The sequence below is a fragment of the Massilia sp. UYP11 genome (assembly GCF_050434805.1).
Taxonomy (GTDB): domain Bacteria; phylum Pseudomonadota; class Gammaproteobacteria; order Burkholderiales; family Burkholderiaceae_D; genus Telluria.
In genome coordinates, this window is the sequence record NZ_JBNDJE010000002.1 from 626919 (window position 1) to 649660 (window position 22742).

A 22742-nucleotide genomic window follows, 5' to 3' on the forward strand; every position below is an offset into this window, starting at 1 on the left:
CCTTCGTGTCGCCAATGACGCGTCATTCGGCGGCGACGATCATCCGGTCCTTGAGCTCGATCTCGCCGCAGTAATACAGCACCGCCGCGCCGAGGCAGGCCAGCACCTTCCACCCCAGCAGCAGGCTGCCGACGCACACCACCGCGGCCACCAGCGCGAGCCGGATCGCGAAGGCGCGCCGCGTCATGCCGAACACCGTGCGACTGTATGGACGCTGGTGGAAGAACACCAGGAAAAGCAGCCAGTAAGCAATCGCGTAGACGAAGTAGAGCAGCGCGCCGATGCCAAGCGCAAAGCCGACCACGGGCACGCGAAACGCCAGCATCCCGCCCACGCCGATCGCCAGCCAGTACAACGACAAGTTCCGGTACCGCACTACCTCTCCCCGCTGAATCGCACTGGACGGCATCTTACCTCACGGCCACCTGGCGTCAGCCCAGCGCTCCGTATAATGCCCGCTTGGCGGGTCTGCAAGGGCGTGCCTTCCTTCACGAAGAAAGCGATGACAGCGCATGCAGCACATCCGGGACAAGCTGGAAAACACGCAGATCGGCATCTATTTCGCGGCCGTGGCGTTGGCCGCGCTGGCGGCGCTGGCGCTGCCGGGGACCACCGCGCTGGAGCCCGCGGTCAACCCGGCCCTGGCCTTCATGCTGTTCGTGACCTTCCTGCAGGTGCCGCTGGCCGAACTGGGACGCGCCTTCACCCACACGCGCTTCCTGGGCGCCCTCCTGGTGACCAACTTCGTCGTCATTCCCCTGCTGGTCGCCGGCCTGCTGCCCTTCGTGCCGGCCGACCCATTGGTGCGGCTGGGCGTGCTGCTGGTGCTGCTGGCGCCCTGCATCGACTATGTGGTCACCTTTTCCCACCTCGGCCGCGCCGATGCGCGCCTGCTGCTGGCGGCAACGCCCGTCCTGCTGGTGGCGCAGATGCTGATGCTGCCGGTGTACCTGCGCATCCTCCTCGGAGACGGCGCGGCCGGTCTGGTCCAGCCCGGCCCCTTCATCGACGCCTTCGCGTGGCTGATCGCCGCGCCGCTGCTGCTGGCGGTCGCGCTGCAGCTCTGTGCCGCACGCCATCCGACCGGCGCGCGCGCGTCAATCGTGCTCGGCTTGTTGCCGGTGCCGGCGACGGCCCTGGTGCTGTTCATCGTGGTGGCGTCGGTGCTGCCGCAGCTCGGCCAGGCGCTGGATGCGGCGCTGCGGGTGGCGCCGGTCTACGCCGCCTTCGCGCTGCTGGCCCCGCCCGCCGGCTGGCTCGTGGCGCGCCTGTTCCGCCTGGCCGCGCCCGCCGGGCGCGCGGTCGCCTTCAGCGGCGCCACCCGCAACTCGCTGGTGGTGCTGCCGCTGGCGCTGGCGGTGCCGGGCGCGGTGCCGCTGCTGCCGGCGATCATCGTGACGCAGACGCTGGTCGAACTGGTGGCGGAGCTGGTCTACGTGCGCGCCATCGCGCGCCTCGGACGGCGCTGACAGCCGGCCTGGCGGAGGTCGGCCTCGACCAGTCGCGCGGTTCGGCAAACTGGCGCGCGGTCTTGTCGTTATCGTTTAGACTGCCCTTCAAGATGCTCTCCTGAAATGACACGATTGCGTGACCGTCGGGAGTGGGCGTTTACGACGCTCAACAATCCTTGATGTGTATCAAAATGTTCCTTGATGGATAGATTATTGGAACGACGGTTGTCGCCCGGTTGTGCGCCCGGCTGCGACGCTTTCTTCCCCGATTCCACGGACATCGTTTTGAGATGAATCAAGTCCAAACCGACGGCCCGCCATCTTCCGGAGGGCTTTTCCTCACCAACCAATCAGGAATCGCCATGCCGCCTCTTTCCCAATCCGTTCACGAAGAAATGTCCAAGCGCCTGAATGCAGCGCGTGAGGACCTGCTCGGCGCCGTCCGTGCGCGCACCACGGCCGACGAGGGCGATGCGCCGCCGATCGGTCCGCTCGCGCATGAAGCGCAGGGCGATGACGGCAATACCGCCGAGATGATCGGCCACGACGAAGTCCACCTGGCCGAACACGATGCGAACCTGCTGCACGAGATCGACGTCGCCCTCGGCAAGCTCGAAGCTGGCGGCGCCGGCATCTGCGAGTCGTGCGGTTGCGCGATCCCCGACGCGCGCCTGCTGGCCACGCCGACGGTGCGCACCTGCATCGAATGCCAGAACCGCATCGAAAAGGAAACCCACACCGGGCGCGGTCCGACCATGTGATCACCGGCCGGGCCCCGCGGGTGGGCGCGCAATCCGTCCACCCACGGCGACCCCTGCATCATCGGCCGCGATCATCGTCCCGCAAGACGCGCCACGCCGGCCCTTCCAGCTCGTCGAACCGGCCGCCATGCCGATCCCCGCCGGCCACGGATCGAGCGTCAACCCTGGCTCGGCCGCACGCCCTGCCTGAACTTGAACACCGACAACGCCAGCGACAGGCGGGCCGCCTCGTCGGCCACGCTGCCCGACGACATGGCCGATTCCTCGACCTGGGCGGCGTTCTTCCGCGTGATCGCGTCCAGTGCGTTCATCGCGGCGTTGACGTCGAGGATGTCGCGGGCCTGTTCGCGGCTGGCGGCGGTGATGGCGCCCATGATCGCGGCCGCCTCGGCCACCTTGTCGACCACCGCGCGCATGGTCTGGCCGGCCTGGCCCACCAGTTCGGCCCCCTCGCCCACATGGCCGCTGGAGTCCTCGATCAGTCCCTTGATCTCCTTGGCGGCGCCGGCGGTGCGCTGGGCCAGGCTGCGCACTTCGCCGGCCACGACGGCGAAGCCGCGCCCCTGTTCGCCGGCCCTGGCCGCCTCCACCGCCGCGTTCAGCGCCAGCAGATTGGTCTGGAAGGCGATGCCGTCGATCAGGCCGATGATGTCGCCGATGCGGTTGGCCGAGCCGCTGATCCGGTCCATGGTCTGGCCGATGCGCACGGCGGCCTGGCCGCCCTGGCCGGCCACCGCGCTGGCGGCCAGCACCATGCCGTCGGCCTGCACCGCGCTGTCGGTGTTGCGGCCGGCGGCGCGCGCGATATTGCCGAGGCTGCTCGCGGTCTGCTCGAGGCTGGCGGCCTGGGCTTCGGTACGGCTGGCCAGGTCGGCATTGCCGGCGGCGATCGCGCGGGTGGCCAGCTCGATCGAGCTGACGTTGTCGCGCACGTCACCGATGATCGCGGTCAGGTTGATGTTGAGCTGGCGCAGCGCCAGCTGCAGGCGGCCGATTTCCCCGCCGCCGGGCGCCGGAAGCGGACGCGCCAGGTCGCCGCCGGCCAGCGCGTGGACGGTCGCGACGGCATCCTGCAAGGGCCGCGCGATGCCGCGGTCGAGCGCATGCCAGAGCGCCAGCGCGGCCAGCACGCCGGCGCCGGCCAGTATGCGCCAGAGCGCGCCATCGGCCGCCGCCGCGAGCGCGGCCAGCAGCAGGGCCTGGGCTCCCATCGTCCATCCCAGGCGCTGGCGCAGCGGCAGCTCGCGCAGGGCGAGCAGGATGTTCAGGCGCCGGCGCCAGCCGGTCCGCACCACCTGGCCGCGCACGATGCCCAGGCCGCGCGCCCGGCCGGCGCGGATCTGGCGGTACAAAAGGTCGGCCTGCTCGACCTGGGCCCGGGTGGGCGCGGTGCGAACCGACATGTAGCCGGTGACGCGGCCGTGCTCCTGGATCGGCACCACGTTCGCCACCACCCAGTAGAAGTCGCCGTTCTTGCGGCGGTTCTTGACCATGCCGGTCCAGGGCTCGCCCGCCTGCAGGGTCGCCCACAGGTCGGCGAAGGCTTCGGGCGGCATGTCGGGATGGCGCACCAGGTTGTGGGCCTTGCCCAGCAATTCGTCCTCGCTGAAGCCGCTGACGTCGACGAAACGCGGATTGACGTAGGTGATGCGGCCCCTGGTGTCGGTCTTCGAGACGATCGATTGTCCCGCCTGCATCAGGTATTCAGTCCCCGTGACCGGCTGGTTGTTGCGCACTGTGCACTCCTCGTGTTGCATTTAAGAAATATCGTTTCTTGCATTCTAATGACGAGGAAATGCAAAAAATATGACCTACATCAAAAACATGATGGTTGACCAAGCGATATAACTGAAAAAGTCTTGATTTGGATCAATTTCGTGCTTTCACGGTAAACTCGTGGGATGGACAATCTGACCCACTCCCTGCTGGGGCTGGCGCTGGGCGAACTCGCCCACCGCGCCCTGCCCGCCCATCCCGATCCGCAGCAGGCGCGCACGCGCCGCCGCGTCCTGCTCGCCACCGGCGCGCTGGCCAGTAATTTCCCCGACCTGGACTTGGTGCTCACGCCCCTGCTGGCGCCGCCGCTCGGCTATCTGCTGCACCATCGCGGCCATACGCACACGCTGCTGTATGCCCTGCCCCAGATCGCACTGCTGCTCGGCCTGCTCTGGCTGCTGTGGCCGGGGGCACGGCGCCTGATGCGCGACGACCGCGTGGCGCGCCATGCGGTGCTGGCCACCGCCGCGCTCGGGATGGTGCTGCACCTGTCGCTCGACTTCCTGAACGTGTATGGCGTGCACCCGTTCCACCCGCTCGATTCAACCTGGCTGTACGGCGACATGGTGTTCATCATCGAACCGGTGTTCTGGACCGCGCTCGGGGTCGCGCTCGCCCTCCTGGCGCCGAACCGGGTGCTGCGCGCGCTGTTCCTGGGCCTGATCCTGGCCGCGCCGCTGCTGTTTACCTGGATGGGCTTCCTGCAGTGGGGTTCGCTGGCCGGCCTGCTGCTGCTCGCTGGCGTCGTGGCCGTCATGGCGCGGCGCGGGGGATCGACCGGCGTCGTCGCCGCGCTCGTGGCGTGCCTGGGCTTCATCGCGGTGCAGGGCGTGGCCGGCCACCTCGCGCGCGAGCAGATCCGGACGGCCCTGGCCCAGGTCGAGCCGGGCAGCCGCATCCTCGACATGCCGCTGTCGGCCTTCCCCTCGAATCCCCTGTGCTGGTCGTTCGCGACCATCACCGACAACGGCGCCGCCGGCAGCTATGCGGTGCGCCTGGGCGTGCTGAGCCTGGCCCCGGGCGTGACCGACGTCGCCGCCTGCCCGACGCGCTTCGGCGGCGAACCCGGCGCCGAAGCGCGCACGCTGGCCTGGAAATACAAGGAAGACGGCAGCCTGCCCAGCCTGCGCGCGCTGCAGCGGGATAACTGCCACGTCGACGGCTGGCTGCGCTTTGCCCGGGTGCCCTCCCTGATCGACGGCAAGGCCACCGATATCCGCTTCAGCGCGCCGGGAGTCGATAACTTCTCGACCCTGCCCTACGCCAGGATGGCCGACCGGCCCTGCCCCGCGCCGGTGCCGCAGTGGGAGCGGCCGCGCCAGGACTTGCTGGATGGAGAGCGGGCTGGAGAGCGGGCGCTTCGTCCGTGAGCGAGGTCCCGAGGCAAAGCGGACCGATGCACTCTCTGACGCATGAGCGACCGCAGCCCGCCCGCGACCGGGAAAGGAAGCGATCGGCCGCGCCGAGCCTGGATCATATGACGATGCCGCGCCCGCTGGCGGCCCAGTAGATGCCGCCGTACAGGTGGTGCAGGAAGACCGGATCGCGGTAGGTCGCTGCCATGTGGCCCATCCCGGTGTAAAAGGCGCGGCCGCCGTCGTAATGCTGGTACCAGCTGATCGGGTGAAAAGCGCCCATGCCCTTGCCCGCGCGGTCGGGCCAGGTGGCCTGCGGACGATCGGTACTCTCGTCCACGCTCAGCAGGTAAACCAGGTCGGTCGAGCGCGCCGGCCCGAATTCATACCATTCGTCGGTGAACAGATTGCGCGGCGCGAAGCGTTCCATGCCGGGGAAACGCGCGTCCTCGACCTTCACGATCGCGGTCTGCACCGCGGGATGCACGTGGAACATATGGCCCACCATCCTGGTGTACCACGGCCAGTCATACTCGGTGTCGGCCGCGCTGTGCACGCCGACGTAGCCGCCGCCGCGCTGGATGAAGCGCTCGAAGGCCGCCTGCTGGGCCTCGTCGAGGACGTCGCCGGTGGTGAGCAGGAAGATCACCGCCTGGTATCTGGACAGCTCGGCATCGTTCATCACGCGCCCGGCGTCGGCGCTCCAGAACACCTCAAAGTCGTGCAACTTGCCGAGCTCTTGCACCGCCGTCACGCCGGCGTGCACCGCATCGTGGTGCCAGGCCGTGGATTTCGTAAACAACAGCACGTTGAACTGGGCCGCCCGCAGCGGGGTTGCCAAGGCGAGCGTGCAGACGAGAAAGAAGACGGCGAACGGACGGATCATCGGCGTGGGCTGGCAAGTGGCGAAGCGGTCAACGCTAATCCTTCACTTCTTTCTTGTCAACAAACCATTCCAGCCAAGGTCGCCCGGATATTTCACCCATGTTTGATCGCAATCAAATGTGTGCCTGACAGGCCCTCTTGCGCCGCGTATAGTCAAATGTAGTGCGCCGCGTTCCAGACCACCGAACGGAGTCTGCATATGTTCAAGACCATACTCGTCCACGTCGATGGCAGCCCCCGCCAGGAGAGCCGCCTGCGCGCTGCCTTGCTGCTCGCCAGCGCGCACGGCGCCCACCTGGTCGGCAGCGCCGCCACCGGGTTGTCGATGGCCAGTTACGCGGTGCTGAACGGCTCGATGGCCATGCCGGTCTCGAACCGCGAATTCCAGGCCTTGCGCGATGCCGTGGCCAGCCAGCTCGACGAGTTCGTGGCCCAGGCCGAGCGCCTCGGCATCCACGGCGCCGAGACGCGCATGGTCGAGGACGCCGACCGCGACGGCCTGCTGCTGCAAGCGCGTTATGCCGACCTGGTGGTGGTCAGCCAGGACCATGGCCGCGCCTGGGCCGAACGGGGCCTGCCGCAATACCTCGCCCTGCACGGCGTCCGCCCGGTGCTGGTGGTGCCCGACACCTACCACGGCAAGCCGATCCCCGGCGATGCGCTGGTCGGCTGGGACGGCAGCATGCCGGCGGAGCGCGCGATCAATGCGGCCCTGCCCCTGCTGGCCCACGCCGGCACCGTGCATCTGGCGCTGGTCAACCCCGATCTGCAATCCGGTCTGCACGGCGACGAACCGGGCGCCGACATGGCGCACTACCTGGCGCGCCATGGCCTGAAGGTCGACGTCGACGTCGCGCATACCCGCGCCAGCGAGGGCGACGCCCTGATCGACATGGCGCGCGACTGCCACGCCGGGCTGATGGTCACCGGCGCCTTCGGCCACAGCCGCTACCGCGAATGGATCCTCGGCGGCGTCACGCGCGACGTGCTCGACCACGCGCCGACGCCGCTCCTCATCGCCCATTGAATCTCACCGACCACCTTTGCCACTATTTTCCGCCATGACTTTCCACCACTATCCAGGAGGCAACGCTGGCGCCGTCGGCGCCGCGATCCGCCATGCCCGCCGCCACCTGTGCGCCCGCCTGGCCGACACGGCCGACAGCAGCTGCACGCCGGACGACCGCTTCGTGCAGGCCTTCCCGGCCATCGTCACTGCGGTCGAGGTCGGGTTCCGGCACGAGGAAAGCGTCATGGAATCGCTCGACTACGAACGCCTGCACGAGCACCGCGCCGAGAACGCCACCATCCTGGCCGCCCTGCACCGCGCCATGCCGCTGGTCGAGGATGGCGACGTCGCGCTCGGCCGCCAGCTGGTGGCGGCGCTGCACGACCTGCTGTCGCTGCACCGGATCAGCACCGATCTGGCGCTGGCCACGGCGTCGCGCGCGCCGGCCGGCCGGCCCGGCGGACGGGTGCCGCGCATCCTGCTGCATCGGGGCGGTCACGCCGGGTCGCGGTCGCGGTAGGGTCGGCAGCTGTGCTGCCGACGCGGTGATGGTTGGCGGCAGAAGCATCCGGCACGAGATCGACATCGATCGCGATCGCGATCGCCGCGTCGGCGTCAATCCGCCAACCTTTACTTCAGCCCGGCGCGCCGGCGCCGGATCACCTTGCCCGACACCATGAACGTGCCGTCACCCTTGTAGTGCAGGGTTTCGGGATGGCGGGGCCGCGCGGAGGCGCGCGCCGCCACCACTTCCCAGATGAAGAAATCATAGCGCCCGACCAGGCTGTCGTCGTGCAGCCGGCACTCGAACTGGGCGTGGCACTCGCGGATCGACGGCGCCGCCACCTGCTCGCTCGCCTCCGGCGTAAGGCCGAAGGCGGCGAACTTGTCGATCCCGGCGCCGGAAGTCGAACCGACGCCCAGCACCGCGTCGAGCTGCCGCGTCGTCGGCAGGTTGATCACGCATTCGCCGCTGGCGCGGATCAGGCCGTGGCTGTGGTTGCCCGATGAGATCACGCAGCCGATCAGCGACGGACTGAATTCCATCACCGTGTGCCACCCCATCACCATGACGTCGCGCTCGCCGCGGTGGCATGAAGTCACCAGCACCACCGGTCCCGGTTCCAGGTAGCGCCGCACCTCGTGCAGCGGCAGGTCGTGCTTGCGCGCCATCCATCCTCCCGTCGTGACCCCGTCCGGTGAGCCCGTCCCGCGACCCCGTCTCTATTATCGCCCCGCCCCGACCGCGCACGGCGCACGGCGCACGGCGCCGAGGTTGGCCGCGACCCTGGCCGCGACCCTGGCCTGACTTCGCCACGAAGCCGGCAGGACGCTCAGGCGCCAGCCGGCGCCACCGCGTCCTGCAGCGCTCCGATGGTCGCCGGCTTGGTCAGGTGCACGTCGAAGTCGGCCGCCAGCGCACGCGCCACGTCGGCCTGCTGGCCGTAGCCGGTCAGCGCCACCAGTCGTAGTCCGCCTCCCTGCGCGGCGCCTTCCTCCGGCTCGCCCGCATCGGCGCGCAAGGCCGCGGCCAGCGCATAGCCGTCCATGTCGGGCAGGCCGATGTCGAGGATCGCCACCTCGGGCGGTTCGGCCAGGGCCAGCGCGCGCGCCTCCCCCGCGCTGTGGGCGACGCGCACCGCATGGCCCAGGTGGCGCAGCAGCAGCGCGCCGGCCGCGGCCGCATCCTCGTTGTCGTCGACCAGCAGGATGCGGCGTCCCGGCGCCGCCTGCGCCGGCAGGGCCGCGCCAGCCGACGCAGGCGGCGCGCCGAGCGGCAGGCTCACCTCGAAGCGGCTGCCGGCGCCGGGACCGGCGCTGTAGGCCACGACCCGGCCGCCATGCAGATGCGCGATCTCGCGCACGATCGCCAACCCGAGCCCCAGGCCGCCGGTACGCCGCGCCAGCGTCTGCGGCGCCTGGTAGAACGGTTCGAACACGCGCGCCAGCAGTTCCGGCGCCATGCCGGTGCCGTTGTCGCTCACGCTCAACACCGCCTCGCCGTCGCGCGCCGCCAGCGTGACGCGCGTGTCGCTGCTGCCGAAGCGGGCCGCGTTCGACAGCAGGTTGCCCAGCACCTGGGCCAGGCGGGTCTCGTCACCGATGACCCAGACCTGCGCCGGCGCTTCCAGGGTGATGGGCTCGCCGGGCAGGGCCGCCACCGCGTGGCGCGCCAGTTCGGCCAGGTTCAGCGGCCGGGTGTCGATCGCCAGCTTGCCGGAGGCGATGCGCGAGACGTCCAGCAGGTCGTCGACCAGGCGCCGCAGGTGGGTCACCTGGCGCCGCATGACGGCGCGCTCGCGCTGGCTGCCCGGCTCATTGCGCAAGTCCATCAGGTCGAGCGAGGTCAGGATCGGGCTGAGCGGATTGCGCAGTTCGTGGCCCAGCATGGCCAGGAAGGCGTCCTTGGACTGGCCGGCCTGGCGCGCCTGGGCCAGCGCTTCCTCGAGCGACGCCAGCAGGCGCGAACGTTCCGCTTCCTGGGTGGCGCGCCGGTCGGCCGCGGCCTCCAGTGCCTGGCCCATCTCGCGGATTTCCTTGATCCGCGACGGCGCCACCCGCACCGCGCGCGCGTTGCCCAGGGCGGCGGCGCCGGCCTGCACGCTCTCGATGCGGCGCACGATGCGGCCGGAGAGCCACGAGGCCAGCGCGATGCAGGCGGTCAGCACCGCCCAGGCGCCCAGCACGTACACCGCGAAGCGCTGGAAGAAGGCCACCCCGAAACCGGCGCTGGGGGCGCCCACCGCCACCACCCAGCCATAGCGCGGCGAAGTGGTGTAGGCGCTGATCAGCTGGTCGCCCTCGAGCGTGCGGGTGGCGCCTACGCCTTCCGGGCCGCCGCTCTTCATCAGCGCCGCGAGCGAGGCGCTGGGCGCGCCGACCACGGTGCGCTCCTGGTCGCGCGAGCGCACCACCAGCGCACCGCCGTGGTTGATCACCGCGATCACCGACTCGGGCGGCGTCTGCTGGCGCACGATCACGTCCAGGAAGCGGTCCGGCCGGACCACGGCGCTCAAGACCCAGGGCTGGCCATCGGGCCCGCGCACCGGGATCCGCACCGGCACCGCCGGGCGTCCGCCCGGCCCGCGCACGACGCGGCCGGCCATCGGGCGGCGCTGCTCCATCGCCTGGTGCAGGCTGTCCGGGTCGGCGACCCGCGCCGCCGGCGCCCCGTAGGGCGCCATGGTGCGAAACAGCGTACGGCCGGTGGCGTCGGAGAGCACCACCCCCAGCCAGTCGGCGCGCGACAGGCGTTTGGCGGTCTCATGGAAGCCGCGCAGGTCGCCGGCCGCCAGTTGCGGACTCTTGGCGATGCCGCTCAGGGCGGCCACGGTGGCGTCGAGCTCGGCGTCGACGGCGCTCGACAGCGCGCGCGCATGGCCGACCATCATCCTTTCCTGTTCCTGCTCCAGGTACCGCCCGGCGCCGTGGATGGTCCAGACGCCGAGCAGTACGAGCGGCAGCAGGCCGATCGCGTTGAGCAGGATCAAAAGGTGGCGAAGGGACAGGACGGGGCCGGCAACGGCGCGCATGGTCGTTCCAATGAGGAACCAGCCATTATAGATTCCGCCGCCTCAAGCCCTCCCGTTTACCGGATTGGCGCCGGATACTAGCGTGGAATCGACAACGCCAGGGTTTCCTTCAGCTCTTCCATCACCACATAGCTCTTCGACTGGCCGGCGTCGGCCACGTGCAGGATTTCACCCAGCAGGCGCCGGTATTCGGACATCTCGGGGATGCGCGCCTTGATCAGGTAGTCGAAGTCGCCCGACACCAGGTGGCATTCCATCACCTCGGGAATCGCCAGCATCGCGCGCCGGAAGCGTTCGAACGCCTTGTCGGATTTCTGGTGCAGGTTGATCTCGACGAACACCAGGATCTGCATGCCCAGCGCCTGCGGATTGATGCGCGCATAGTAGCCCTGGATCACGCCGTCGCGCTCCATGCGCTTGACCCGCTCGATGCAGGGTGTGAGCGACAGGCCGACCTGCTCGGCCAGGTCCTTCATCACGATCCGCGCGTCCTGCTGCAGGATGGACAGGATGTGCAGGTCGATCCGGTCCAGGATACGGTTCGAGGCTTTTTGTACGCGCACGGGGGAATCCAGATTATTTTCTGAAAATTGAACTATTAACAGAAACAATTATCCCCTTACCCGCGCTACGATGGCAACATTTTCTGGATTCAGCTTTCGAGGGAACGTATGCGAGTCATTGTATTGGGCAGCGGCGTGGTCGGCGTCACCACCGCGTATTACCTGGCGCAGGCCGGCCATGAGGTGACCGTGATCGACCGCCAGCCCGGTCCGGCGCGCGAGACCAGTTTCGCCAATGCCGGCCAGATCTCGCCCGGCTATGCGTCGCCCTGGGCCGCGCCCGGCATTCCGCTCAAGGCCGCCAAGTGGCTGTTCCAGCGCCACGCGCCACTGGCGATCCGTCCCGACGGCTCGCTGTTCCAGTTGCAGTGGATGTGGGAGATGTACCGCAACTGCGATCCGGGCCGCTACACCGTCAACAAGGAACGCATGGTGCGCCTGGCCGAATACAGCCGCGATTGCATGCGCGCGCTGCGGCGCGACACCGGCATCGCCTACGAAGGCCGCCAGCAGGGCACGGTGCAGCTGTTCCGCACCCGCCAGCAGTTCGACGGCGCGGCCAAGGACATCGAGGTGCTGCGCGACGCCGGCGTGGCCTATGAGGTGCTGGAGGGCGCGCAGCTGGCCATGGCCGAACCGGCGCTGGCCAACGTGGCCGACAAGCTGGTCGGCGGCCTGCGCCTGCCGAACGACGAAACCGGCGACTGCCAGCTGTTCACCACGCGCCTGGCCGCGATGGCGCGCGACCTGGGCGTGCGCTTCGAATTCGATACCGCGATCCTGCGCCTGGAAGAAGCGGGCGGCGAGATCGTCTCGGTCATGACCGACAAGGGCGAGTTCAAGGCCGACCGCTACGTCCTTGCCCTGGGCAGCCACTCGCGCCTGCTGCTGCAGCGCTGGTTCCCGCTGCCGGTCTATCCGATGAAGGGCTATTCGCTGACGGTGCCGATCCTCGATCCGGCGCGCGCCCCGGTGTCGACCATCCTCGACGAAACCTACAAGATCGCCGTGACCCGTTTCGACGACCGCATCCGCGTCGGCGGCATGGCCGAGCTCTCCGGCTACAACCTCGGCCTGAATCCACGCCGCCGTGAAACCCTGGAGCTGGTCGTCAACGACCTGTTCCCGGGCGCGGGCGACACCGCCCGCGCCAGCTTCTGGACCGGACTGCGCCCGATGACGCCGGACAGTACCCCGGTGGTGGGCGCCACGCCGCTGCGCAACCTCTACCTGAACACCGGCCACGGCACCCTGGGCTGGACCATGGCGGCCGGCTCGGCCAGCGTGATCGCCGACCTGGTGGGCGGCAAGGCGCCGTCGATCCGGGCCGACGACCTGGCCGTGTTCCGCTACGCGGGCAGCGGCGCCGCCGCCGGCGGCAAGCTGGCGCAGGCCTGAGCGCATGGAGCAGCGCACCGATCAGCACATGCACCAGCACCAGCACCAGCACATCGACCAGCATGCCGCCGCGACGCGGGCCGGCGCCACGCTCACGATCGACCTGGGCGCGGTGCGCGCCAACTACCGCCTGCTGCGCGAGCGCGGCGCCGCCGCGAAGGCGGCCTGCGGCGCGGTCCTGAAAGCCGACGCCTACGGTCTCGGCATGGACCGGGTCGCGCCGGCGCTGGTGCGCGAAGGCTGCCGCAGCTTCTTCGTGGCCCACCTCGACGAAGGCATCCGCCTGCGCCCGCTGCTGCCGGGCGACTGCACCATCTACGTGATGCACGGCGCCATGCCGGGCGCGGCGCGCGACTGCCTGGCGCACGACCTGGTGCCGGTGCTGAACGATCCCGGCCAGCTCGCCGAGTGGCGCGCGCTGGCGCGCAGCCTGGACCGCGCGCTGCCGGCCGCGCTCCAGGTGGACACCGGCATGGCGCGCATGGGCCTGGCCCCGGCCGATCTCGCACGCCTGCGCCAGGATCCGGACTGGCTCGCTGGCCTGCGCCTGCACCTGCTGATGAGCCATCTGGCCTGCGCCGACGAGCCGGCGCACCCGCTCAACGAGCGCCAGCGCCGGCGCTTCGACGAGATGCGCGCGCTGTTGCCCGGCGTGCCGGCCAGCCTGGCCAATTCCTCGGGCGTGTTCCTGGGCGGCGCCTGGCACTTCGACCTGCTGCGCCCGGGTTGCGCGCTGTACGGCATCCATCCCCAGCCCGGCCATCCCAATCCGCTGGCGCAGGCGGTGTCGCTGACGGCGCGCGTGGTGCAGCTGCGCACAGTGGCCGCCGGCGACGTGGTCGGCTATGGCGCGCGCTACGTGGCGCCGGGCCCGCGCCGCATCGCCACCATCGCCATCGGCTACGCCGACGGCTGGCTGCGCGCCCTCACCGGCCGCTCCCAGGCTTTCGTCGACGGCGTGGCCGTGCCCTTCGTCGGCACCGTGTCGATGGACAGCATCACGCTCGACGTCACCGGCATCCCGGAACAGCGGATCGCGCCGGGCCAGGCGGTCGACCTCCTGTGCCCGCAGCAGACGGTGGACGACGTCGCGATCCAGGCCGGCACCATCGGCTACGAGGTGCTGACCCGCCTGGGGTCGCGTTTCAAGCGCGAGTACATCGGCGAATGCGTCGGCGAATACGTCGGCGAATCCATCGGCTAGAGCAGCTCTCCGTTCAGGGATGGCGGCGCCGCCCGCCGCGGCGAGAGCGGCGCCGGCCATGCTTTCATGGCCTCGGCCGGATAATGCCGCAGGAAGCTGCGCGCGACGTCCGTATCGCGGCAGGCCAGCCAGTCCCCCACTTCCTCCTGCGCCAGCAGCACCAGTGAGCGCTTCTCGTCGCCCGGCTTGTGCATGCGCCGCATCAGGGGATGGTCGTCGGCGTTGATCGTGATCTGGGTGAAGGCGGTGGACACCGCGCCATCGGCCTCCTGCCACTCGCGCCACAGGCCCGCTGCCCAGAACAGGGCGTCGTCGGCCGGGCCGATCGCGGTGCGCTCGGCGCGTCCGCTCTCGTAGCACGGCTCGTAGAACCACAGCATCGGCACCGCGCACAGCTGCAGGCGGCGAAAGGCGAAGGCGAACGAGCGCCGCTCGAGCAGCGATTCGGCGCGCGCATTCATGGTGTCGAAGGGCTTCACCCCGGGCGGGATGTGGCGCCGCGGCACCATGCCATAGCTGGCCACGCAGGCCTCGAGCGCCAGGCTGGGCGCCGCGCGCAGGATCGGCGCCGCGTAATCCTTCCAGGTCTCCTCGGGCCAGCGCCAGTCGCGCGGGAGGATGCTGAAGGCGCCAATGCGGCCGTTGAATTGCTCGGGCGTCGGAGGACGATAATTAACGCACATGGGGAAAACCTGGTGATTGTTGCCTGAAAATAACAGCGCCGACGAACCCGGCGTGCCCCATGTTAGCTCAAGTGTAGAATGCGGCGTCCACCTTTCAGCATGCGCACCGATGCCGCCAGCCAGCCTTCCCTTCCTGCCCGCCACCGACGAAACATCGCGACTGATTCTGGCGTTCCCCTGGGACACCACGGGCCTGGGCGCCATCGAAGGCTGGCCGACCGTGCTCAAGACGACGGTGGCCCTGATCATGGCCACCCCGACGCCGATCGTCACCTTGTGGGGCGAGGACGGCTACATGATCTACAACGACGCCTACCGGGTGTTCGCCGGCGCTCGCCACCCGGTGCTGCTCGGCTCGAAGGTGCGCGAAGGCTGGCCCGAGGTGGCCGACTTCAACGACCGGGTGATGAAGGTGGGCCTGGCCGGCGACACCCTCAGCTACCGGGACCAGGAACTGACCCTGCACCGCAGCGGCCAGCCCGAGCAGGTCTGGATGAACCTCGACTATTCGCCGATCCGCGACCAGGACGGCGCCATCGCCGGCGTGATGTCGGTGGTGGTGGAAACCTCGAGCATGGTCAAGGCCGAGCGCCACGTGCGCGCCGAGCGCGAGCGCTTGAGCACGATGTTCGAGCAGGCGCCCGGCTTCATCTGCCTGCTCGAGGGCAGCCAGCACCGCTACGCCCTGGCCAACGACGCCTACCGCGCGCTGACCGGCAATCGCCCCCTGCTCGGCATGCCGGTGGCGCAGGCGGTGCCGGAACTGGCCGAACGCGGCATCGTCGAGGTGCTCGACCGCTGCTTCGCCGAAGGCACGACCTTCCGCGCCGAGGCCGTCGAACTCACGCTGCGCAATCCGGGCCTGGACGCGCCGGTGCACTTCTTCATCGACTTCGTGCTGCAGCCGCTGCGGGACGCGAACGGCGCCGTGTTTGCCACCTTCGTGGAAGGCAACGACGTCACCGAACGGGTAAGCGCCGAGCGCGCGCTGCGAGCGAGCGAGGCGCGCTTTCGCACCTTCGCCCAGGCCATGCCCAATCACGTGTGGGCGGCACGCGAGGACGGCAGCGTCGACTGGATCAACGACCGCGTGCACGAATATGCCAGCGCCGGCGCCGCGCCCCTGTCCATGCTGGGCGATGGCTGGGGCCCGCTGGTGCACCCGGACGACGCGCCGCGCTACCGCGCGCTGTGGGACGCCAGCATGGCGTCCGGCGCCCCGCTCGACGCCGAGATCCGGCTGCGCCGCCATGACGGCCAATACCGCTGGCACCTGGTGCGCGCGCGCCGCTCCGAGGCCGACGACAGCGCCCTGTGGATCGGCAGCAGCATCGACATCGAGGAGCAAAAGCGCGCCAGCGAGGCGCTGGCCGCGGTCAACGCCACCCTGGAGCAACGGGTCGCGCACCGCACCGCCGAACGCGATCGCATGTGGCGGCTGTCGAAGGACATCATGCTGGTGGCCGACTTGCAAGGAATCCTGTTCGCCGTAAACCCGGCCTTCACGACCATCCTTGGCTGGACCGAGGCCGAGGTGCTCGCCACCCCGCTGCTCGACCTGGTGCATCCGGACGACCACGAACCCACCATGCGCCAGATCGAGGCCCTGCGCCTGGGCGGCCAGGTGAACCGCTTCGAGAACCGCTACCGGCGCAGGAACGGCAGCTGGTGCCACCTGTCCTGGACCGCCTCGCCCGACCAGCACTACATCCACGCGGTGGGCCGCGACATCAGCGCCGACCTGGCCCGGGCGGAAGCCATGCGCCGCACCGAGGCCGCACTGCAGCAGGCGCAAAAGATGGAAACCATCGGCAAGCTGACCGGCGGCGTGGCGCACGACTTCAACAACCTGCTGCAGGTCATCGGCGGCAACCTGCAACTGATCGCGCGCCGCGCCGACGGCCTGCCCGAGATCAGGAAGCGCGTCGAGAACGCGATGAACGGCGTCGAGCGCGGCGCCAAGCTGGCCAGCTCCCTGCTGTCGTTCGCGCGCCGCCAACCGCTCGAGCCGAAGGCGGTCAAGATCGGCCGCCTGCTCGGCGGCATGGAAGACATGATGCGGCGCGCCCTGGGCGAGGAGATCGACATCGCGCTGGTGACACCGGGCGGCCTGTGGACCACCGAGGTCGACCCGGCCCAGCTCGAGAACGCGATCCTGAACCTGGCGATCAACGCGCGCGACGCCATGGACGGCGCCGGCAAGCTCACCATCGAGGTAGCCAACGCCGCCCTGGACGCCGGCTACTGCGCCGCGCACCCGGAGGTCGCGCCCGGCCAGTACGTGCTGCTCGCCGTCAGCGACACCGGCAGCGGCATGCCGCAGGAAGTCATCGACCAGGCCTTCGAGCCCTTCTTCTCGACCAAGCCCGAGGGCAAGGGCACGGGGCTGGGGCTGTCGATGGTGTACGGCCTGGTCAAGCAGTCGGGCGGCCACGTCAAGATCTACAGCGAGGTCGACGAAGGCACTGCGGTCAAGATCTACCTGCCACGCTCGCTGCAGGCCGAGGATCTCGCCAGCGAGCCGCCGGCGCAGCCGGCCAGCGGCGGCCACGAGACCGTGCTGGTGGTCGAGGACGACGAGCAGGTGCGCCTGACCGTGGTCGACATGCTGGCCGACCTCGGCTACCGCGTGCTGCGCGCCGGCGACGCCGCCTCGGCCCTGACCGTGATCGACAGCGGCGTCCACATCGACCTGCTGTTCACCGACGTCGTGATGCCGGGGCCGCTACGCAGCCCGGAGCTGGCGCAGAAGGCGCGCGCGCGCTTGCCGAACGTCGCGGTGCTGTTCACCTCGGGCTACACCGAGAACGCGATCGTGCACGGCGGGCGCCTCGACCCGGGCGTGGAACTGCTCGGCAAGCCCTATACCCGCGACGCCCTGGCGCGCAAGATCCGGCACGTGCTGGCCAACGAGCAGCAGAAGAACGCGGCCCCGCCGCAGCCCACTGCCGGCGCCGCGGCGCCGGCCGGCCCGAAGGCGCGCGTGCTGCTGGTGGAAGACGAGGACGACATCCGCGGCAACACCGCCGAACTGATGCGCTTCATGGGGTACGACGTGCTGGAGGCGGCCAGCGCCGAAGCGGCGCTGGCGCTGCTGGACGAGCAGCCGGACATCGTGCTGACCGACCTGCAGCTGCCGGGCATGAAGGGTGAAGCGCTGGCACACGCGGTGCGACAGCGCCTGCCGCGCGCGCGGATCGCCTTCGTGAGCGGGGCCAGCCACGCATCGAGCGTCGCCGACGCACTGCTGCCCAAGCCCTACGACGCCGGGCAGCTGCAGGCGCTGCTGGAAAAACTGGGCTGATCCGGGCGCTCGCCCGGGCGCGGCGTCGACCGCTGCATAGGTCGCCACGCGCGCCACCTTTTCCAGCAAGGCATCCAATCCGGCTTTCTCCTTGCTACCAAAAGTTACGGTTAAGAAACAAATTATTGCGTTTCGCTATCGCAAAGTGTGAGAATTTGATAGATTGTTGACTTGCCCGTGCGTATTTTGTTGCGCATGTGGCATGCTCGCATGATGTCCGCCCTGCATGCTTGTCCATCCGGCGCGCGGGCGCTGCGCATTTTCGCCCGCTTGCCGGTAGGGTACTTAACCATATGCACACCTGAATCCATGAAATCGCACAGCAGTCCAGCGCCGGCGCAGCCAGATCCCGTTTCCTCGCAAGTCTGTTCGACCAAGGAGGCCGCGAGCCTGCTCGGTGTCTCGCATCGCACGGTGCAGTTGTGGGTCGAGAGCGGCGTGCTGCAGGCATGGAAGACGGCGGGCGGCCACCGCCGCATCCTGCTCTCCTCGGTGCACCGGCTGGTAGACCAGCGCAACCAGGCAATGACGGGCGGCGCGGCCGCCTCCCTGGCGAGCGCGCCGGCGGCGCCGCCTACGGCGCGCCGCATCGTGATCGCCGAAGACGACGCCACCCTGCTGCGCCTGTACGAGCTCGAGATATCGGGCTGGGGCCTGGATGCCGAACTGATCAAGGCGCACGACGGCTTCGACGCCCTGATCCGCATTGGCGAAGCAAAACCCGACCTGTTGATCAGCGACCTGAACATGCCGGGCATGGATGGTTTCCGCATGGTACGCACGCTGCGTGCCGATCCGCGTTACGGCAAGATGGCAATCATCGTCATCAGCGGGCTGGACCCGGCAACGATCGCTTCGATGGGGTTACCGGCCGACATACCGGTGTTCTCCAAACCGGTGCATTTCCCCGAATTGCGCGCCAGGGTCGAACAGATCCTGGGCGCGGGCGACCGGACCATGGAGAGGTAACCAGGACCAGGCAGGCACGCGACACGCGCCGCAACTGCTCGACACCCCGCCTGGGGAAGGCTTCGACCGCATCACCCGGCTGACCCTTCAGTCCAGAGGCGCTGGCGGCAGTGGCAGGCCTGCCGAATGGCTCAGTCGCGTACTGACGTATCATGACGTCTCCCATTCCCCCTGGAGACGACAATGAGCGCACCAGTCCATCACCATCAGATCGACAACATCGAATTCAACGTCGCCGACATCGCGCGCAGCAAGGCGTTCTATGGCGAGGTGTTCGGCTGGTCCTTCGTCGACTACGGCCCCGGCTACACCGAGTTTCGCGACGGCCGTCTGGCCGGCGGCTTCACGACCGACGCGCCGGTGCGCGCCGGCGGACCGCTGGTGATCCTGTATTCGGCCGAACTGGAAGCGACCCGGCGCCGGATCGTCGCCGCCGGCGCCCGCATCAGCAAGGACACGTTTTCCTTCCCCGGCGGACGGCGCTTCCACTTCATCGATCCGGACGGCTACGAGCTGGCCGTATGGACGGCCGACGCAGGCGCCTGACACGCCACGCCGCGAGCGCGCGCAACGCGGGCGGGATGCCCGGCCCGCGACCGGCCACGGTGATGCGCAGGCGGCTGCTGCCCGCCAGCGTCACCTCCACCGCCCCGGGGGCGGCGAATAGATCGTGTTCGGACTGCGCCACCAGTTCTGATCCTTGATCCGATCGGCAATGCCTTCGCGCCGATGCGGAACAATCGACGAGGCCCGGCGTCTGATCCATGCCGAGCCCCCACCACCACGTCGAAAGGAAGCACGATGGCCTATTTCACCACCCGCGATGGCGTCGACATCTATTACAAGGATTGGGGCCACGGCCGCCCGGTCGTGTTCTGCCATGGCTGGCCGCTGGGCGCGGACAGCTGGGAAGCGCAGATGCTGCACCTGGCGCACAACGGTTTCCGCACGATCGCGCACGACCGGCGCGGCCATATGCGCTCGAGCCAGCCCTGGGACGGCAACGACATGGACCATTACGCCGACGACCTGGCCCAGTTGCTCGAACTGCTCGACCTCAACGACGTGTGTCTGGTCGGCTTCTCGACCGGCGGCGGCGAGGTGGCGCGCTACGTCGGCCGCCATGGCACCAGCCGCATCGCCCGGCTGGCCCTGATCGGCGCCGTGCCGCCGCTGATGGTGCAGCGCCCCGATAATCCGGACGGCGTGCCGCGCGAGGTGTTCGACGCCATCCGCGCCAGCCAGCTCGAAAACCGGGCCCAGCTCTACCTCGACATTCCGTCCGGCCCCTTCTATGGCTTCAACCGGCCGGGCGCGACGGCCTCGCCGGGGCTGATCCAGTCGTGGTTCTTGCAGGGAATGCTAGGCGGACACAAGAATACCTACGACTCGATCGCGGCGTTTTCCGAAACCGATTTTCGCGATGACCTCAAGAAATTCGACAAGCCGACCCTGATCATCCACGGCGACGACGACCAGGTGGTGCCGATCGACGTCGGCGGCCGGGCCTCGGCGCGGCTGGTGCCGCATGCGACCTTCATCGCCTACGCCGGCGCCCCGCATGGCTTGACCGACACGCACAAGGACCGGGTCAACGCCGACCTGCTGGCCTTCGCGCGCGGCGACACCGTCGGACATTAGGCGCGGATACCGCCCTGCCTCGACGTGGCCGGCGCGCATTGCCCCTGCGCGCAGGCGGGCGATGCGGCCCGGCCGCGGTGCGGCCGGCATCCGTAAAATGCTATCGCTCATCCGTGCGCTGAGCCGGCATGGCGGGAAAGTCGACGCTCACCGTCAGTCCCCTTCCCTCCAGGCCGGGGCCGAGCCCGATGCGCGCTTCATGGCGCTCGGCGATCCGGCGTACGATCGACAGGCCGAGGCCGCTGCCCGGCTGGTGGGAACCGGCCAGGCGCACGAAGCGCTCGAACACCCGCTCCTGCATGGCCGCCGGAATGCCCGGCCCGGAGTCAACCACGCGCAGGAAGCTGCGGCCGTCCTCCAGGCCGCAGGCGATGCGCACCGTGCCCGGCGCCGGCGTGTAGCGCAAGGCGTTGTCGACCAGGTTACGGATCAGCATGCGTACGCTATCCACCTCCAGCGCGCATGGCGCGGCCGCGATGTCCAGCTGCACCATCAGCGCGCCCCTGGCGCCGGCCACGCGCCAGCCGGCCTGCCCTTCGCGCAGCAGGTCGGCCAGGTCGCCCGGCGCCAGGGCGAGCCCGGTCTCGCCCTGGGGGTCGAGGCGCGCCAGCGTCAGGAGCTGGTCGACCAGCCGGCCGGCGCGGTCGACGCTCACGCCCAGGGCCGCGATGAACTCGTCGCGCTCGGCCACGCTGCGCGCCCGCTGCAGCACCTGCAGATTGGTCTTGATCGCGGCCAGCGGCGTGCGCAGCTCGTGCGCGGCGTCGGCCGTGAAGCGCTGCTCGTATTCCATGGTGCGGCGCACCCGGGCGAACAGGCGGTTGATCGACTCGATCAGGGGCAGCGCCTCGCTCGGGACGCCGTCGAGATTAACGTCGAGCAAGTCGTTCGGCGTGCGCCGCGCCACCTCGTCCGCCGAGCCCTGCAGCACACGGAACACGCGGTTGACGCTCCACCAGATCACGGCCGCCGCCAGCACCACCAGCAAGGTGCCGAAGGCCAGTATCTTGTAGAAGAAGCGGCTGCTGATGTCTTCGCGGTGGGTGATGGGCTCGGCCACCACCAGTTGCAGCGAGCGCGCGTTGTCCCACAGCGAATGGAAGCGCCAGCGCTGGCCGCCGATCTCGCCCCACGAAAATCCGTCCGGCAAGCTCGACGCCAGCGTGGCGTCCGGGGAGCCGGCATTCCGGTACAGCACCTTGCCGTGTGCATCCAGCACCTGGAACAGCAGGTAGCGCTCCGGATTCGGATGCCCCTGCAGCGGCAGCTTGATGTAGCCGTGCTCGCGCACTTCGTTGCCGACCAGCGACAGCAGCAGATTGGCGGTCTCCGCCAGCGACTGGTCGAACAGCTCGTGGCTTTCCTGCTCCGCCTCGACGTAGACGATGGCGGCGCTGCTGGCCCACAGGGCGATCGTCAGGCCCAGCAGTACCGACAGCAGGGTGCGCCGCAGCGACCAGCGCCCGCCTGTCACCGGCCGCATGCGTGCGCCGCCGGCTGGTCGATGCAGTAGCCGAGCGCGTGCACGGTGCGGATCAGCGCGCGGCCCAGCTTCTTGCGCAGGTGGTGGATGTGCACCTGCACCGCATTGCTTTCCACTTCGTCGCCCCAGCCATACAGGTTCTTCTCCAGTTGCTCGCGGCTGAGCACGCGGCCGCGGTTCTCGATCAGCAGCAGCAGGATACGGAATTCCTTGACGGTGAGCGTGACCGGCCGGCCATCCTGCGTGACCCGGCGCTCGGCGACGTCCAGCACCAGGTCGCCATGCGCCACCGTTTCGCGCAGCCGGCCGGCGGCGCGCCGGCTGGCGCTGCGGATGCGCGCCGCCAGTTCGTCCAGGTCGAAGGGCTTGACGAGGAAATCGTCGGCGCCGCCGTCCAGTCCGGCAATGCGGTCGGGAATCTTGTCGCGCGCGGTGACGATCACGATCGTGCCCGCGTAGCCGCTTGCGCGCAATTGCGCGAGCGCCTCCATGCCGTCCTGGGCCGGCAGGCCGAGGTCGAGCACGACGCAACCGTAGTCGTGCAGCCTGACCGCCGTATGCATCTGCTCGGCGGCACTGACCCAGTCCACCGCGTAGCCGGCCTGCTCCAGGCCGATCTGGGTGGCGCGGCCGAGTTGGGGGTCGTCTTCGGTCAACAGGATGCGCATCGGTAGTAAATGTAATTACGGAAAGAACGGAAACGATCGTGATTCGATGGTAGTGGGCA

Annotated in this window: 20 protein-coding genes; 11 read left to right on the forward strand and 9 right to left on the reverse strand. The window is 69.3% G+C overall.

Annotation, left to right across the window (positions count from 1 at the left end):
- Positions 1-22: 22 nt before the first annotated feature.
- Complete coding sequence (locus tag ABIB38_RS06250) at positions 23-376, reverse strand: hypothetical protein (protein WP_429202699.1); 354 nt, start codon at positions 374-376, stop codon at positions 23-25.
- A 136-nt stretch (positions 377-512) separates the two neighbouring features.
- On the opposite strand from ABIB38_RS06250, the gene ABIB38_RS06255 reads away from it, so the two are divergent.
- A complete protein-coding gene (locus tag ABIB38_RS06255; protein WP_429202700.1) occupies positions 513-1469 on the forward strand; it encodes an arsenic resistance protein in 957 nt (318 codons plus the stop codon).
- Between the two features lie 344 nt (positions 1470-1813).
- Positions 1814-2212 (forward strand): TraR/DksA family transcriptional regulator, encoded by a 399-nt coding sequence (locus tag ABIB38_RS06260; protein ID WP_429202701.1) that lies wholly within the window; start codon positions 1814-1816, stop codon positions 2210-2212.
- Between the two features lie 158 nt (positions 2213-2370).
- Here the strand turns inward: ABIB38_RS06260 and ABIB38_RS06265 are convergent, their stop codons facing one another.
- Positions 2371-3948: a methyl-accepting chemotaxis protein gene (locus ABIB38_RS06265; protein ID WP_429202703.1), complete on the reverse strand. Its 1578-nt coding sequence runs from the start codon at positions 3946-3948 to the stop codon at positions 2371-2373.
- A gap of 165 nt (positions 3949-4113) precedes the next feature.
- Between ABIB38_RS06265 and ABIB38_RS06270 the strand changes: the two genes are divergently transcribed.
- Entirely contained in the window at positions 4114-5358 is a 1245-nt protein-coding gene (locus ABIB38_RS06270; RefSeq protein ID WP_429202705.1) for a metal-dependent hydrolase, read from the forward strand.
- 103 nt (positions 5359-5461) lie between these two features.
- Here ABIB38_RS06270 and ABIB38_RS06275 read toward each other — a convergent pair whose 3' ends face one another.
- Positions 5462-6229, reverse strand: coding sequence for a ThuA domain-containing protein (locus ABIB38_RS06275; RefSeq protein WP_429202706.1), 768 nt, complete (start codon positions 6227-6229; stop codon positions 5462-5464).
- A gap of 198 nt (positions 6230-6427) precedes the next feature.
- Here ABIB38_RS06275 and ABIB38_RS06280 point away from each other — a divergent pair, with 198 nt between their 5' ends.
- Positions 6428-7255, forward strand: coding sequence for a universal stress protein (locus tag ABIB38_RS06280; RefSeq protein WP_429202707.1), 828 nt, complete (start codon positions 6428-6430; stop codon positions 7253-7255).
- Positions 7256-7289: 34 nt separating this feature from the next.
- On the forward strand, positions 7290-7757 hold the full coding sequence (locus tag ABIB38_RS06285; protein WP_429202709.1) for a hypothetical protein: 468 nt from the start codon (positions 7290-7292) through the stop codon (positions 7755-7757).
- Between the two features lie 110 nt (positions 7758-7867).
- On the opposite strand, the gene ABIB38_RS06290 is transcribed toward ABIB38_RS06285, so the two are convergent.
- The 3 genes from ABIB38_RS06290 to ABIB38_RS06300 all read right to left on the reverse strand — a co-directional run bounded on the left by ABIB38_RS06290 (position 7868) and on the right by ABIB38_RS06300 (position 11333).
- Positions 7868-8410: a flavin reductase family protein gene (locus ABIB38_RS06290; RefSeq protein ID WP_429202711.1), complete on the reverse strand. Its 543-nt coding sequence runs from the start codon at positions 8408-8410 to the stop codon at positions 7868-7870.
- A 161-nt stretch (positions 8411-8571) separates the two neighbouring features.
- Positions 8572-10770 (reverse strand): hybrid sensor histidine kinase/response regulator, encoded by a 2199-nt coding sequence (locus ABIB38_RS06295; RefSeq protein WP_429202713.1) that lies wholly within the window; start codon positions 10768-10770, stop codon positions 8572-8574.
- 77 nt (positions 10771-10847) lie between these two features.
- Positions 10848-11333 (reverse strand): Lrp/AsnC ligand binding domain-containing protein, encoded by a 486-nt coding sequence (locus ABIB38_RS06300; RefSeq protein ID WP_005667188.1) that lies wholly within the window; start codon positions 11331-11333, stop codon positions 10848-10850.
- A 108-nt stretch (positions 11334-11441) separates the two neighbouring features.
- Between ABIB38_RS06300 and ABIB38_RS06305 the strand changes: the two genes are divergently transcribed.
- Together ABIB38_RS06305 and alr are read left to right on the forward strand one after the other, a co-directional pair.
- Complete coding sequence (locus tag ABIB38_RS06305) at positions 11442-12731, forward strand: D-amino acid dehydrogenase (RefSeq protein WP_429202715.1); 1290 nt, start codon at positions 11442-11444, stop codon at positions 12729-12731.
- Between the two features lie 4 nt (positions 12732-12735).
- Positions 12736-13935, forward strand: a complete 1200-nt coding sequence (alr, locus tag ABIB38_RS06310; protein WP_429202716.1) for an alanine racemase — start codon at positions 12736-12738, stop codon at positions 13933-13935.
- On the opposite strand, the gene ABIB38_RS06315 is transcribed toward alr, so the two are convergent.
- Positions 13932-14618, reverse strand: coding sequence for an SOS response-associated peptidase family protein (locus ABIB38_RS06315; protein WP_429202718.1), 687 nt, complete (start codon positions 14616-14618; stop codon positions 13932-13934). The genes alr and ABIB38_RS06315 overlap by 4 nt on opposite strands.
- A gap of 109 nt (positions 14619-14727) precedes the next feature.
- On the opposite strand from ABIB38_RS06315, the gene ABIB38_RS06320 reads away from it, so the two are divergent.
- The 4 genes from ABIB38_RS06320 (at position 14728) to ABIB38_RS06335 (ending at position 20532) form a co-directional block, all read left to right on the forward strand.
- Positions 14728-17922, forward strand: a complete 3195-nt coding sequence (locus ABIB38_RS06320) for a PAS domain S-box protein (RefSeq protein ID WP_429202720.1) — start codon at positions 14728-14730, stop codon at positions 17920-17922.
- A gap of 309 nt (positions 17923-18231) precedes the next feature.
- Positions 18232-18891, forward strand: coding sequence for a response regulator (locus tag ABIB38_RS06325; protein WP_429202722.1), 660 nt, complete (start codon positions 18232-18234; stop codon positions 18889-18891).
- A 183-nt stretch (positions 18892-19074) separates the two neighbouring features.
- On the forward strand, positions 19075-19437 hold the full coding sequence (locus tag ABIB38_RS06330; RefSeq protein ID WP_429202723.1) for a VOC family protein: 363 nt from the start codon (positions 19075-19077) through the stop codon (positions 19435-19437).
- Between the two features lie 255 nt (positions 19438-19692).
- Positions 19693-20532: an alpha/beta fold hydrolase gene (locus ABIB38_RS06335; protein WP_429202725.1), complete on the forward strand. Its 840-nt coding sequence runs from the start codon at positions 19693-19695 to the stop codon at positions 20530-20532.
- Positions 20533-20632: 100 nt separating this feature from the next.
- Here the strand turns inward: ABIB38_RS06335 and ABIB38_RS06340 are convergent, their stop codons facing one another.
- Both ABIB38_RS06340 and ABIB38_RS06345 read right to left on the reverse strand, forming a co-directional pair.
- Entirely contained in the window at positions 20633-22015 is a 1383-nt protein-coding gene (locus ABIB38_RS06340; RefSeq protein WP_429202727.1) for an ATP-binding protein, read from the reverse strand.
- Positions 22003-22683 (reverse strand): response regulator, encoded by a 681-nt coding sequence (locus ABIB38_RS06345; RefSeq protein ID WP_429202729.1) that lies wholly within the window; start codon positions 22681-22683, stop codon positions 22003-22005. Before ABIB38_RS06345 ends, ABIB38_RS06340 begins: the two co-directional genes overlap by 13 nt.
- Positions 22684-22742: the final 59 nt, after the last annotated feature.